12 protein-coding genes are annotated in these 15054 nt (G+C 39.7%); 1 reads left to right on the top strand and 11 read right to left on the bottom strand.

All coding sequences use genetic code 11. The features are described 5' to 3' along the window. Positions 1-14: 14 nt before the first annotated feature. From V5N67_RS00575 to rpsO, 3 genes are all read right to left on the bottom strand, one after another. On the bottom strand, positions 15-1013 hold the full coding sequence (locus V5N67_RS00575) for a class I SAM-dependent methyltransferase (RefSeq protein WP_332059796.1): 999 nt from the start codon (positions 1011-1013) through the stop codon (positions 15-17). A 71-nt stretch (positions 1014-1084) separates the two neighbouring features. Continuing rightward, positions 1085-3286, bottom strand: a complete 2202-nt coding sequence (gene pnp / locus V5N67_RS00570) for a polyribonucleotide nucleotidyltransferase (protein ID WP_332059794.1) — start codon at positions 3284-3286, stop codon at positions 1085-1087. 263 nt (positions 3287-3549) lie between these two features. Then, positions 3550-3819, bottom strand: a complete 270-nt coding sequence (rpsO, locus tag V5N67_RS00565) for a 30S ribosomal protein S15 (RefSeq protein WP_332059793.1) — start codon at positions 3817-3819, stop codon at positions 3550-3552. Between the two features lie 320 nt (positions 3820-4139). Here rpsO and V5N67_RS00560 point away from each other — a divergent pair, with 320 nt between their 5' ends. Beyond that, a complete protein-coding gene (locus V5N67_RS00560) occupies positions 4140-5768 on the top strand; it encodes an MFS transporter (protein ID WP_332059792.1) in 1629 nt (542 codons plus the stop codon). Between the two features lie 97 nt (positions 5769-5865). On the opposite strand, the gene truB is transcribed toward V5N67_RS00560, so the two are convergent. From truB to metK, 8 genes are all read right to left on the bottom strand, one after another. Further along, entirely contained in the window at positions 5866-6828 is a 963-nt protein-coding gene (truB, locus tag V5N67_RS00555; protein WP_332059790.1) for a tRNA pseudouridine(55) synthase TruB, read from the bottom strand. A 5-nt stretch (positions 6829-6833) separates the two neighbouring features. Next, complete coding sequence (rbfA, locus tag V5N67_RS00550; protein WP_332059788.1) at positions 6834-7241, bottom strand: 30S ribosome-binding factor RbfA; 408 nt, start codon at positions 7239-7241, stop codon at positions 6834-6836. 125 nt (positions 7242-7366) lie between these two features. After that, a complete protein-coding gene (gene infB, locus V5N67_RS00545) occupies positions 7367-9889 on the bottom strand; it encodes a translation initiation factor IF-2 (protein WP_332059787.1) in 2523 nt (840 codons plus the stop codon). Further along, a complete protein-coding gene (locus tag V5N67_RS00540) occupies positions 9886-10521 on the bottom strand; it encodes an RNA-binding protein (protein ID WP_332059785.1) in 636 nt (211 codons plus the stop codon). Before V5N67_RS00540 ends, infB begins: the two co-directional genes overlap by 4 nt. Then, complete coding sequence (nusA, locus tag V5N67_RS00535; RefSeq protein WP_332059784.1) at positions 10522-12135, bottom strand: transcription termination factor NusA; 1614 nt, start codon at positions 12133-12135, stop codon at positions 10522-10524. A gap of 70 nt (positions 12136-12205) precedes the next feature. Then, positions 12206-12811: a ribosome maturation factor RimP gene (rimP, locus tag V5N67_RS00530; RefSeq protein WP_332059783.1), complete on the bottom strand. Its 606-nt coding sequence runs from the start codon at positions 12809-12811 to the stop codon at positions 12206-12208. 152 nt (positions 12812-12963) lie between these two features. Beyond that, positions 12964-13665 (bottom strand): tRNA (guanine(46)-N(7))-methyltransferase TrmB, encoded by a 702-nt coding sequence (locus tag V5N67_RS00525; RefSeq protein ID WP_332059782.1) that lies wholly within the window; start codon positions 13663-13665, stop codon positions 12964-12966. After that, positions 13662-14930, bottom strand: coding sequence for a methionine adenosyltransferase (metK, locus tag V5N67_RS00520; RefSeq protein ID WP_332059781.1), 1269 nt, complete (start codon positions 14928-14930; stop codon positions 13662-13664). The genes V5N67_RS00525 and metK overlap by 4 nt, the downstream gene beginning before the upstream one ends. Positions 14931-15054: the final 124 nt, after the last annotated feature.

Below are 15054 nucleotides of genomic sequence, written 5' to 3'. Positions count from 1 at the left end.
TTATTTATTGCTTACTATCGACATGCTTGGATAACTTTGAAGCTAGGGGTAGTTTCATGTATCAAGACTGTTTGGAAGATGTTTTTTAACAATGTTTCATAAGGCAGGTGGCGATTAGCAACGAGAAGCAAATTGCCACTGGGCTTTAAATATTTAGCAGCATTCATAATGAAACGCTGACCTAGTGAAATATCGGTAGTTTGTTGCGTGTGAAATGGTGGGTTGGAAATGATTGTATCATACAGGTTTGTGACGGGCTCATGTACAAGATCATGCCAATAAAAATTGATAGGGAGAGCAGCATTTTTGTGCTTTAGGTGCTGTTTTGCTGCCTCCAAAGCGTTGTAGTCGGCTTCATAGAGGTCAAGAGCTGTTAATTTTTCACTTTTCTCAAGTGCAGCATGAGAAAGGAAGCCCCAGCCGGCACCGAAATCGGCAATTTTTCCAGAAATAACTTCGTGCATATATAGAGCAAGCGCAGCAGATCCAGGATCAATCCGTCCGTGTGAGAACATTCCAGAACTTGTCTGAAACTTATTTTCAAAAAAGAGTGGTGGTGAGCGCAATTGTGCAATATTTTGTCTATTTATTTGTTGTGGAACTTGAAGCCAGAATACCAGTCCATGATTTTTGGACAATTTATTGGTGATGGGGACAATTGTTTTGACCCATTTCAGCATTGAAGCAGCGCCAGCAGTTTTATTTCCAGCAACGACAATCCATCCGTTGGGTTTAACACATTCTAATAAATCAAGAAAACAATTTTGATTAAAACCACGATATTTGCTCAGTTGCAAAAATGCACCATCGTAGGTAAAAATTTGGTCTATTTGGGGAGAGCAGCGAAATTGAGCATTGGAAAATTTTAAAAAATCTGGTCGCCAAGGCGTTATGATTTTTAAATTTTGTGCCCATTCTGGGGCAGGGACTTCAGTTAAACCAAAACTTAGCCAATTTTGACTTGAATGAGGAAGCGGAAGATCATGGTTTTCAAAAGGTAGAAATAGTAACACATATGGCTCTTTTAAAGAAAATGCCATTCCATTCTTGAGATGGCATTTTATTTCGTGATAAAAGAAAAATATCAATTTTCTTTTTTCTTACGACGGCGCTTGTTTTCAGGGCTACTTTTTTCATCCGCGCTATTTTCTTTGTCAATTTTCATCGAATCATCATCAGTAATTTCTTTACCAGTCTGTTGATCGATATTTTTCATTGATAATCGAATTTTACCACGTTCATCAAAACCCATTAATTTAACCCACACTTTATCGCTTTCTTTAACAACATCAGTTGTTTTGGCAACACGCTCTGATGCAAGCTGAGAGATATGAACGAGTCCATCGCGTGAACCAAAAAAGTTTACAAACGCACCAAATTCCGCAGTTTTTACGACTGTTCCTTGATAAATAGCACCAACTTCAGGTTCATCAACAATCGAATGAATCCAACGTTTTGCTGCTTCGATAGTTTTAGCATCTGCAGAGGCAATTTTAATTGTCCCATCATCTTCAATATTGATTTTGGCTCCAGTTTGTTCCACAATTTCTCGGATTACTTTTCCACCAGAACCGATGACATCGCGGATTTTATCAACAGAGATGTTCATAACTTCGATGCGTGGAGAAAATTCACTAAGTTCATCACGTGCGCTGGTTAAAGCTTTGCCCATTTCGTTGAGAATATGAATTCGACCATCTTTGGCTTGCTCAAGTGCAATTTTCATAATTTCTTCAGTAATACCATCAATTTTGATATCCATTTGTAAAGCAGTGATACCATTTTTTGTACCTGCTACTTTAAAATCCATGTCACCGAGATGATCTTCATCTCCTAAAATATCAGATAAAATGGCAAAGCGCTCACCTTCTTTAATCAAACCCATGGCAATACCTGCAATGGGACGTACCAAAGGTACACCAGCATCCATCAATGCAAGTGCCGTTCCACAAACAGTTGCCATTGAAGAGGATCCATTTGACTCAGTAATTTCTGAGACCGCACGAATGGTATAGGGGAAAGATTCTTTACTGGGTAACATGGGATGAATGGCACGCCACGCCAATTTTCCGTGCCCAATTTCACGGCGACCAGGAGAACCAATACGTCCTATTTCTCCCACTGAAAATGGAGGAAAATTGTAGTGGAGTAAGAATGTCTCCTTATACATACCTGTTAAGGAATCAATATATTGTTCATCTTCACCAGTTCCCAGCGTTGCAACAACCATTGCTTGGGTTTCTCCACGGGTAAAGAGGGCTGATCCATGTGTTCGGGGCAAAATACCCACTTCTGATTGAATGGGACGTACTGTTGAAAGATCGCGCCCATCAATGCGCTTCCCTGTATTTAGAATGTTCCAGCGAACAATTTTTGCTTGCAACTGCTTGAAAACGGTTGCAATTTGATCTGCGTTAAATTTACATTCTCCTTCAGCTTCGGACATAAATTTGTTTATAATTTCTGTTTTAAGTGTATCAATTGCAATATGACGTTCTTGTTTATCAGTAAGTGTATAAGCTTTTTGTATGTCCTCTTCAGCTATTTCCAATATAGCTTTTTCGAGATCAGATAGATCTTCAGGAACGAAGTCGCGTGGATCTTTTGCAGCGACTTCAGCAAGTTTGATAATGGCATCAATCACAGGTTGGAAGCCTTTTTGCCCAAACATAACTGCACCTAACATGACATCTTCAGGCAATTCTTGTGCTTCTGATTCAACCATCAATACTGCGCTTTCTGTTCCAGCAACAATAAGATCAAGTTTAGATTCAGGCATTTCGTCGATATGAGGATTAAGCACGTATTGTCCATTACAGTAGCCAACACGGGCACCGGCAATAGGCCCCATAAAAGGAACACCTGATAGGGTCAATGCGGCAGAAGATGCAATCATCGCAAGGATATCAGGATTATTTTCAAGGTCATGCTGTATAACGGAAACAATGATTTGCGTATCATTTTTATAACCGTCAACAAAGAGAGGGCGAATTGGACGATCAATCAAACGTGAGATTAATGTTTCACTTTCACTTGGTCGGCTTTCGCGTTTAAAATAACCGCCAGGTATTTTACCAACTGCATAGGATTTTTCTTGATAATTAACGGTGAGTGGAAAAAAGTCTTGGTCTGGTTTTGGGCTTTTTGCTGACACAACGGTTGCTAAGACAACTGTTTCACCATAGGTAGCAATCACTGCACCATCAGCTTGACGCGCTATTTTCCCTGTTTCGAGGGTGAGTGGTCGACCAGCCCATTCAATTTCTATCTTGTGCGTTTTGAACATCTTTTATCCTTAAATGGCCAATGTTTACATTCTAAGTGCTCACATTCCAGTGTTGTGTAGCATATTTTAAAGCCATGGGCAGGATAACAAGGTACTTCTATTTTTCACCAGAGGAGGGGAATCAATAACAATCAAAATGTGAAGCAACTAATAATCCTGCCCCATGACGACTGCTTATCAGTTTTTTAAAATTGTAACTAAAAGCAGCAAGCTGGAACACAGAGGTGGATTTTTGTAAAAATATCACCCACCCGTCTTTACTTTTAGCGACGCAAACCTAACTTTCCGATAAGTGTTTGATAACGATCTTGGTCAATTTCTTTAAGGTAATCAAGAAGACGACGGCGTTGGGATACCATCTTTAAAAGACCACGACGAGAATGATTATCTTTTTTGTGAGATTTAAAGTGATTAGTCAAATTAGAAATACGTTCAGAAAGCACAGCAACCTGCACTTCTGGTGATCCTGTATCACCGGCTTTATTTGCATATTCCGCAACAAGAGCTTGCTTACGTTCAGCTGTAATCGACATCGTATTATCCTTTCAATAAACAAAGAAACAAAAGTCACCCACAGCCGAGATGTCGTTCAGCAAGGGTCCGCGAAAAAACAAGAGGAGCCAAAGACTCTTACTTGCCTTGGCGTTTATATAGGAAAGAAGGTCAAAATGCTAGTCCTTGAAAGTATCTTGAATATCTTATTAATAAATGGTTTTATTTTGCAATGTTAATTTTTAAAATATTGTATGGGAAATTTTTAAAGAATTATGCATCATTTTGATACAAATATTTTTGCTTTACAGAATATGTTTACAGTAACAAGAGCGATAAAATGCCGATTTGGAGGCAAAAGATGCAGAACATTTCAACGTTAAAACTTTTTCATAATTCAATATTTCGTAATTTATGGTCAGCTACACTCGTTTCTAATTTAGGAGGACTTATACAGAATGTAGGAGCGGGTTGGTTGATGGCGTTGATTAGTTCTTCGCATTCTATGGTTGGGCTTGTTCAAAGTGCTACAGTATTGCCGCTTGTTGTATTTTCTTTGATTGCAGGAGCGTTAGCCGATAATTTTAATCGGCGTAAAATTATGTTGTGCGCGCAGATTATAATAATGATTGTATCAATTAATTTGGTTATTTTATCCTATATGGAGCTTCTGACGCCTTGGCTTTTGCTATGTTTTACATTTTTTATCGGATGTGGAAATGCTTTTTATAATCCTTCTTGGCAAGCAACCATGGGGGATATTGTGAGCAGAGAAAATATTCCTGCAGCTGTCAGTTTGAATAGTGTTGGCTTTAATTTGATGCGTAGTGTAGGTCCTGCTATTGGTGGTGTAATCATTGCTACTTTGGGTGCAACAGCGGCTTTTTTATTCAATGTTATAAGTTACATTCCTTTAATTGGCGCTTTGTTTTTGTGGAAACCGAACTATAAAAACAATCCATTGCCACGGGAAAGATTTTTAGGGGCAGTTGCAGATGGTTTGCGTTACGTTGCGATGTCACCTAATCTTCTAAATATTATGGTTAGAGCGTTCCTTTTTGGTATCGGTGCGATTTCGATTTTGGCACTATTGCCGGTCGTTGCACGTGAAATACTTGGAGGAAGTGCAATTCTTTATGGTACATTGCTGGGCTGTTTTGGTCTAGGAGCGATTGTAGCGGGTATGATTAATGCCTCTGTACGGCGTTATTTTAGTTCAGAAACGATTATTGCAAGTGCATTTATTGGTTTTGCCTTTTCTTGCTTTTCGTTAGCAATGAGTCATTCATTGATTGTAAGCCATTTTGTTTTATTTCCTGCAGGTTTATGTTGGGTTTTGGCGCTATCGCTGTTTAATACATCTGTGCAGCTTTCTACACCACGCTGGGTTGTTGCGCGTACTTTAGCACTTTATCAAACGGCATCTTATGGTGGTATGGCCATTGGAAGTGCGATTTGGGGAGCATTTGCTGATGGCTATTCTCTAAAAGTTGCTTTGTATGCTTGTGCTTTATTTTTAATTTTTGGAGCTTTTGCAGGGGTAAAATTTAGAATTCAAGAAATTCCTCAGATAGATCTTGATCCTCTTGATCACTTCAGAGAACCAGAGCTTTTACTTGATCTGAAAGCACGAAGTGGTCCTATTATGATTATGATCAACTATCAAATTCACGAAAATGATCTCGAAGAATTTCTTAAAGTGATGACACGTCGTCGCCATATTCGTTTACGTGATGGTGCTCGTCAATGGGTTCTTTTACGTGATCTTGAAAAGCCTGAATGTTGGACAGAAGCCTATCATATGCCAACATGGGTAGATTATTTGCGCCATAATCATCGTCGTACAAAAGCAGATGCAGAAGTGAATAAGCATCTCCGTCGCCTAAATTATGCGCCTAATGGTATAAAAGTACACCGCATGATTGAGCGGCAGACAATACCACAGATCAATGAAATGCATTTAAAACCATCTGCTGATCACTTGCCTTGACAATATAAGGAGGTAAGCAAAGAAATGAGAATGGTTTTATTTTGTTTACAAGGAGAAAAAATATTTTGCTTGCAAAAAATTGTCATGGGCAACAAGCTTATTGAATTGTAAAAATTCGCTTTGGTGTAAATTGGCTTTTGTCAAGGACTCCTATAGCAAGAAGTTGATTTTTGTAGATTACACAAACTTCTTCTTCATCAATGGGTGTGTTATGATCGTCGAGAAGTACTGGATTGCCCATCATTATACGCTGTGCTTGGGTTTCGCTAAGGATATAGTGTGAAAGACAATTTAGTGCAGCGTCTGTTTCAATTAATAATTCATCAAGTTTTGTGAAATCCCTTTTAGGAGAATCACCATGTTGGTTTGTTATATTTTTATCTGGTCCTGCAACTTTTAGTGCGTCCCATGTAATGAGATCATCCTCACAAAAAGGCACAACTGCGATACGTCTTAAGTCGGCAATATACCCATAACAACCAAGGTCACGTCCCATATCGCGTGCTAAGGAGCGCACATAGGTTCCTTTCCCACACGTTATTTCAAAGACAGTGTGTTCTTCTGAAATAGATTCAATTAATTTGAAAGTTTCTATTTCTACTTGACGTGGCGGAATTTCAACAATTTCACCTTCACGCGCTAAATCATAGGCGCGGTTACCAGCAATTTTGATTGCTGAAAATTGTGGAGGTATTTGCAGAATAACACCTGTATATTTAGGGAGAAGGGCGCGTATCTCTTCTTGTGTCGGACGTTTAGAAGACGTCTTAGTGACCTCTCCCTCTAGATCATCTGTTAAACGCTCTTCCCCCCAAGCGATGTGGAAACGATAGGTCTTTGAGCCTTTCATAACATAGGGAACAGTTTTGGTTGCTTCACCCAATGCAATTGGCAGGAGACCAGAAGCAAGGGGATCAAGTGTGCCTGCGTGTCCTGCTTTTTGTGCATTGAAGAGCCATTTAATTTTTGCAACAGCTTCTGTTGACCTCATTCCTTTTGGTTTATCAAATATTACCCAGCCAGAAACAGAACGACCTTTTTTTTTGCGTTTTCTTATCATATTTTTTAATCCTCGTGCTCATTATTATCGTGCAGATCGCGTGCCACCTTAGGTGAGCGAAGCAGAGCATCAATTTTTGCAAAATTATCGAAGCTATTATCAAGTCGAAAACGCAGTTCAGGCATGTATTTCATTTGTCGTAGTGAATAACTTATTTCTCCACGGATAAAACGATTATGTTTATTGAGTATATTAATAACATCGGCATGGGACGTATTATTAAGAGTGCTGAGGAAAGAAACAAAGCAGGTGGCAATTTTTAAATCTGGCGACATGCGCACTTCAGAAATAGAAATCACAACATTTTTCAAAGCATCGTCAAATAAAATACCTCGCTGCAGTATATGAGCTACCGCGTGACGCACCTGTTCTCCCACTCTTAGTTGTCGTTGTGATGGATTTGCATTTTTCATTGAAGTTGTACCTTGGTTACAATTCTTCTTGCTTGATTGCTTGAAAAGGTAAGAAAAAAACAGAGGCATTGCGTATAAAATCCAATAACTTTTCTCATTTTACAAAGAGTAAAGTCATTGGATTTTTATAATGTGCGGTGAATATGCTCGACGCGGAAAGTCTCAATGATGTCTCCAGTACGGATATCTTCATAATTTTCAAATGCCATTCCACATTCTTGACCACTTTGCACTTCATTAACTTCATCCTTGAAGCGTTTGAGTGTTTTAAGTTTTCCTTCATGAATGACAATATTATCGCGGATAAGGCGAACACCAGCCCCACGTTCTATTTTACCTTCTGTAACGCGACATCCAGCAACTTTCCCGATTTTTGTAATGTTAAAGACTTCTAAAACTTCAGCATTACCAAGGAAAGTTTCACGCTGTTCTGGTGAGAGCAATCCTGACATAGCGGCTTTTATATCGTCAACAAGGTCATAAATGATATTATAATAACGAATTTCAATTCCTTGTACCTTGGCTGAATCACGAACTTGTTTATTGGCTCGAACATTAAAGCCAATTACGGCAGAGTTGGAGGCTTCAGCGAGAGAAATATCACTCTCAGTGATACCACCAGCACCAGAATGTACAATGCGTGCACGCACTTCCTCATTCCCAAGTTTTTCTAATGCTGAAGCAATTGCCTCAATAGATCCCTGCACATCTCCTTTAATAATAAGAGGAAATTCTTTAACACCAGTGGTTTGTAATTTTGTCATCATTTGCTCAAGAGAACCGCGCGAACCAGTTTGTCGAGCTACAGCTTTATCACGCGCTAATCGCTGACGATATTCAGCAATTTCCCGTGCTTTTGCTTCATGAGTGACAACAGCAAAACGGTCACCAGCTTGTGGTGTACCTTGCATACCTAAAATTTCGATGGGTGTAGAGGGGAGTGCTTCTTTTACATGGCGACCATGATCGTCAATTAATGCGCGTACACGACCCCATTCATTCCCAGCGACAATAATATCAGAAGGATGTAATGTGCCTTTTTGGACAAGAACTGTTGCGACAGATCCACGACCACGATCCAATTTGGCTTCAATGACAACACCTTCTGCAGTTCGTTTTGGATCTGCTTTCAAATCAAGCATTTCAGCTTGAAGAAGAATAGCTTCGAGAAGCTTATCAAGATTTTGACCAGTTTTAGCAGAAACCTCGACTTCCAAAGTTTCTCCCCCCATAGTTTCAACAAATACTTCGTGTTGCAGAAGCTCTGTACGCACTTTTTGCGCATCAGCAGTTGGCTTATCAATTTTATTGATAGCAACAATAATGGGCACACCAGCAGCTTTTGCATGATTGATTGATTCAATTGTTTGCGGCATGACACTATCATCAGCGGCGACAACCAGAACGGCGATATCCGTAACACGAGCTCCACGAGCACGCATAGCTGTAAAGGCAGCATGCCCAGGAGTATCAATGAAGGTAATTTTTTGACCGTTTTTTTCTACTTGATAAGCACCAATATGCTGTGTAATGCCGCCAGCTTCACCAGAAACAACATTTGCTTTTCGGATAGCATCGAGAAGAGAAGTTTTTCCGTGGTCGACATGACCCATAATTGTTACAACTGGTGGGCGTTGCTGCATTTTTTGAGGATTATCAGCTATATTAAAGATGCCTTCTTCTACGTCAGATTCTAGAACACGTTTAACAGTGTGACCAAATTCAACGGCGATGAGCTCGGCAACGTCTGCATCAATAATATCGCCAGGCTTCATCATTTGTCCTTGTTTCATCAAAAATTTAATTACATCAACGGAGCGTTCAGTCATACGCTGTGCAAGTTCTTGAATAGTAATAGTTTCAGGAAGAATAACTTCGCGAGAAATTTTTTCTCTTGGCTCTTGGTTTTGTGCACGTTTAAACTTTTCTTGTCTGCGGCGCATTGCAGCCATTGAGCGCCCACGTGCACTTCCTTCTTCGTCTAGCGCACTATTGAGGGTAATTTTTCCACGACGTCGTTCATCGGCACCTTTTACAATCTTAGGTGCACGCACTTCTGATTTAGCAGAATTTGTACGCCGACCATGTCTGTCATCATCTTTATTGTCATCTACTTTACGTTTTTCAATCGTAGTTGTGTTTTTAGGTGTGACGGGAATGTCTATCGGTTCTGTTAAGGGAACAGAAGAGGAAAGAGATGGAGCCTCTATCGTAGAGCTTTCACTTTCTTGATGTTTTTTTGCTTCTTGTGCTTCTTGCTGCAAGTTTTGTTCACGTTCTTTCGCGCGTCTTTCTTCTTCTTTGGCTTTTTGACGCATTATTTTTTCTTGGATATGCGCTTCTTCTAATGCACGAAATCTAGCTTCCATTTCAGCTGATGAGAGGTCACTTTTAGCTAAAGGCTCACTCGGCATTGCTTCTTCAAACCGTGGTTTAGAGCGTTGAGGAGCCACATGTGGTTTCGTAATTTGCTGTAGTGTTTCAGCTTTTTCATCAGGTCGCGTAATTTTACGCCGTTTAGTTTCGACAACCACAGCCTTCGTACGGCCATGACTAAAATTTTGTTTGACCGTGCTAGTTTCTAGGACGGACCGTTTTAGGGTCAATGTCCTCTTGACTGTTGTTTTGTCGTTATTATTTTCACTCATTGTATTTCCTTCACGACTTGTGCCGTCATCTCACTAGGCTTACTATGCTTGTCATCACGATAGGCGATCAACTTGTATAATGTTTTGAGAAATCCTTCCGCAGCTTTCGTATTCAATAAAGCTGTGTGCATTACAGGATTAGTCCCAAAAGCCATTCTCATTTCATCACTTGTAAATAAAGATACGGTTTTTATGTTCTGGTTTGTTTGTTGTCGTATTGTATGAATGGCTTGTGAAATTTTTCGTTTCCCATCTTCTGTAGCTCCTTTAGCATGAAGTACGAGAATGACTTGACCAGAGCGGATAGCTGCATCAACTTTGGTTGCTCCCATGACAATAGCACCTGCTTTTCGCATCATGGAAAGACTCCCAAGAGCGGCTTTTAGCAAAAGTGTATCTACAATATGCGCAAGATCTGATGCAACCTCAACATCTGTTTTAAAGCTTTTGTTAAAAGCTTTTTGTTTGATTGCTTCCTCAACGACAGAGTGGTTGGCAGAGACCCATACGCCACGTCCAGGTAAATTGGCTTTAAGATCAGGAACAATTTGATTATTGGGACCAATAACAAAACGAATCAGCGTTTTTGCTGAAGCATTTTTTCTTGTCACAATACAGGTTCGTCCATTCATTTAAAGTGTACCCACATTCAAATCATCTATTGTTTCGTTTTCTACAGAAGTTTCTGTAACAAGATCTGCTTGGTCTATCCAGCCTGCTTGCACACGTGCAGCTAAAATCATAGCTTCTGCATCAGCGCGTGTAATGTCAAATGAGCTCAATATACCAGAAAAATTTTGTGTTTGCCCTTCTTTACGTTCTCTCCAGCCAGCCAAGTCGTCAACTGCATAGCCTGCAAAATCTTCCATTGTTTTTACACCATCTTCACCAACAGCAACTAACATAGCACTTGTCATTCCAGGAAGTGTGCGCAATTCATCAGAAACACCGAGTTTTTTACGCTTTTCATCGAGCTCTTTTTCTTTGTGTTCTAGATAGTCACGCGCACGGCTTTGGATTTCTGCTGCAGTTTCATGATCAAAACCATCAATAGAGGCGATTTCTTCAAGGTCAATATAGGCAATTTCCTCAATGGAGGAAAAACCCTCTGATGCCATAACTTGTCCGATCATTTCATCAACGTCTAAGGATTCCATAAACAGCTTGCTGCGCTCTGTGAACTCTTTTTGACGATTTTCAGATTCTTCTTGTTCCGTTAGGATATCAATATTCCATCCTGTTAATTGTGAAGCTAAACGAACATTCTGTCCACGACGACCAATAGCCAAACTAAGCTGATCATCAGGTACAACGACTTCAATACGCTCTGCATCTTCATCAAGGACAACTTTGGAAACTTCAGCAGGCTGCAGCGCATTAACGATAAATGTCGCAGCATCAGGAGACCAAGGAATAATATCGATTTTTTCGCCTTGTAGTTCTGAAACAACAGCTTGAACACGGCTCCCTCGCATTCCAACACACGCTCCAACGGGATCGATCGAGCCATCGCGTGAAACAACGGCAATTTTAGCACGTGAGCCTGGATCACGGGCAACAGATTTAATTTCTATAATACCATCATAGATCTCAGGCACTTCCATGGTAAAAAGTTTCACCATAAACTGGGGATGTGTGCGTGAAAGGAAAATTTGTGGACCTCGCTGTTCGCGGTGCACATCATTGACAAAAGCACGAATACGATCTCCATAACGGAAGGCTTCACGTGGAATTAATTCATCACGCCGCACAATAGCTTCACCACGTCCCAGATCAACGATCACATTGCCGTATTCTACACGTTTTACCGTACCAGAAACAATTTTACCGACTTTATTTTTGAATTCTTCATATTGTTGATCACGTTCTGCATCACGTACCTTTTGTACAATAACCTGTTTAGCAGACTGTGCTGCAATACGCCCAAAATCCATGGGAGGCAAAAGGTCGGAAAAAAAATCACCAATTTTTGCGTCCACTTTATGTTTTAGTGCATCAGATAAAGTGATTTCAGTTGTATAATCTTCAACGACATCAACAATTTTAAGCAAGCGTTGTAATTTAATTTCACCTGTTTTGGAATTAATTTCAGCACGGATATTGGTTTCTTGACCATAACGAGAACGCGCTGCTTTCTGAATAGCATCGGCCATCGCAGAAATGACAATCTCACGGTCAATCGATTTTTCGCGTGCAACAGCATCTGCAATTTGCAGAATTTCAAGCCTGTTAGCGCTTGTAGCCATCGATTTTCTCCTTCTTTATGTCACACGATGGGTATTGATCCCAGTGATATTAATTTTCATAATGTAGTGCTTATTTTGAGATGTTAGGATTATCTTTGAAAGTTAATTGTTGACTTAAATCTTTATTTTTTTTCAATGTATCACGAATAAGTTCATCGGTAAGCACCAAACGCGCATCGATGATGCTATCAAAAGGAATAGAGGTATACATGGCTTCTCCATAAGCGGCTTTATCGATGTTTAAAGTAAAGCCTTCTTGTGTAATATTTGTGAGCGTTCCACGAAATTTTTTGCGTCCATCAATTGTTATTTTTGTTTCAATTTTTGCAATATGTCCCTCCCAATAAAAGAAATCAGATTTTCTTACCAATGGACGATCAATCCCAGGAGATGAAATTTCTAAATGATATTTGCGTTCAATAATGTTTTGTACATCAAGAATAGGAGAAATAGTTCGACTAACAGTTTCACAATCTTCTATCGTCATGGAGCCATCAGCGTGTTCAACCATAATCTGAAGTGTTAAACCGTTTAAGCCAAGAAGTTTTACGCGAACTAGACGAAAACCTAAAGGCTTAAGCAGCGGTATAATAAGAGCAGCAACCTGTGCTTCAATGCCATTTTCTTCAAAGAGACGCGGCTCATCAATGTTGCTTATTCTTTCAGTGTCGTTCATACTATTTTATCCAAGTCGGTTTCATGAGCTTCATGATATTAAAAAGGAGCGGGTCTATATAGCCCACTCCTCATCATAAGACCAAGAATTTGTCCATTGATACTCTTAAATTCAAAATTTTTCAAGTTGTTTATAGTAAAGCGTTTCATCATCTATTTTTTGATAAAAGTAAGATAGGTAGGTGTTCGCCCTTCGCGTAAAGCTTTTTTTTCATAGCGAGTGCTTAGCCATAAAGGATAAGGAGTTTTCCAATCTTGAGGGCTTTCTGCATTCCATTCAAAGCTGTGATGGCGTGTACAATGGTATAGGGTCCAGTTTACATAACTATCTATATCGCTGGCAAAGCGGAATTTTTTACCTGCTTTAAGAACGCGAGCAAAACGATTAAGATTCTTTACATTAATGAAGCGCCGTTTCCAATGCTTTTTTTTAGGCCATGGATCAGGATAGAACAGATCTATGCCATCAAGTGATGCATTTGGTAGCCAATCAAGGAGATGCGTGGCATCATCATTATAAAGGCGAAGATGATTTTGGTGCTGTTCATGCTGTTCAATAGACATCAATATTTTTGCTATGCCATTGATGAAGGGTTCTACACCGATAAAACCAGTTTGTGGAAAATATTCCATTGCATGCAATAAATGTTCACCACCACCAAAGCCAATTTCAAGTCGAACTTCTTTTACTTTGCTGGCAAATAAGGACGTTAAATCTTGGGGTGTAGGATGACTTAAATCAATGTTAAGAGTTGGAAGAAGTGTTTTTATACGTGCAAGCTGACTATTTCGTAGCCGTTTTCCTTGTCGACGACCAAAAAAAGCTTCACTTATACGCGCGTTATATACAATCATGGTACTTTAACCATTTTTTGAAGCTTTTTAATGAGATCAGTTTTTTCCCATGAAAATGAGCCATCAGGTTTTGGCTTGCGTCCAAAATGACCGTAAGCGGCTGTTTTTGTATAAATGGGTTTGTTAAGATTAAGATGCTTGCGGATACCTGTCGGGGAAAGATCCATTATTTTGCGGATTGCAGCTTCCAGAACACTTTCATCAACTTTGCCTGTGCCATGAAGATTAAGATAAATGGATAAGGGTTGTGCAACGCCAATTGCATAGGATAGTTGAATAGTGCATCGCTCTGCTAAATCAGCTGCAACAATATTTTTAGCTAGATAACGCGCAGCATAAGCTGCAGAACGATCAACTTTCGTTGTATCTTTTCCTGAAAAGGCTCCTCCACCATGAGGTGCTGCACCTCCATAAGTGTCAACGATAATTTTGCGTCCCGTTAATCCCGCATCGCTTCTGGGACCACCGATAACAAATTTTCCTGTTGGGTTAATGTACCAACTGCATTGAGCAGAAATGGGAATATCATGCAAAGCTTGACGAATATAAGGCTCAACCACTGTGCGAACTTTATTGGAATCCCAATTTTCATCTAAATGCTGTGTCGAAAGAACGATGGATGTTACTTCTATAGGCTGCCCATTTTTATACCGTATTGTTATTTGGCTTTTGGCATCTGGTCCTAATTTTCCAGTTTCTCCTTCCTGTTTATGGCGAGCTGCAGCAAGAAGCTCTAAAATCTTATGCGCGTAATAAATTGGCGCGGGCATGAGATCTGGTGTTTCTCGACAAGCATATCCGAACATGATACCCTGATCACCTGCTCCTTCTTCACCATGTCGATCTACTGCATTATCAACACCCTGAGCAATATCTGTTGATTGAGGGCGCAAAAAAACATCAATTTTAACAGTTTTCCAGTGAAAGCCTAATTGTTCATAGCCGATTGCACGAATAGCACGGCGCGCTACTGCTCGAAAACGAGCAGGGTTAATGAGTGGAAAACCAGTTTCATCATAAATAAATTCCTTATTTTTACCTCTTTTTAAGAGTGTATCAGGAACGCGTACTTCACCAGCAATAACAACACGATTTACACTTACTAAAGTTTCGCAAGCGATTCGTACCAGCCATGGGTCAGTACCAGTTTTTTGAGCTTCTTTATAGACCATATCAACAATTTCATCGGAAATACGATCACAAATTTTATCAGGGTGTCCTTCCGATACCGATTCACTAGTAAAAAGATAATCTTGATGCGGCATAGAAGCTCCTTCAAAAAAGAAAATTATATTCTATTAATGTTTATTAAGACTGTCTATTTGCCAATCCCATGGCAAATCGTCAATGTTGATTTATGAAGTGATAAAGGAAAAGGATATAATTTTT

The sequence above is a fragment of the Bartonella rhinolophi genome (assembly GCF_036576165.1).
GTDB lineage: Bacteria > Pseudomonadota > Alphaproteobacteria > Rhizobiales > Rhizobiaceae > Bartonella.
The sequence above is the reverse complement of the archived record's forward strand: the minus strand, read 5'-3'. Positions and strand labels throughout refer to the sequence as shown.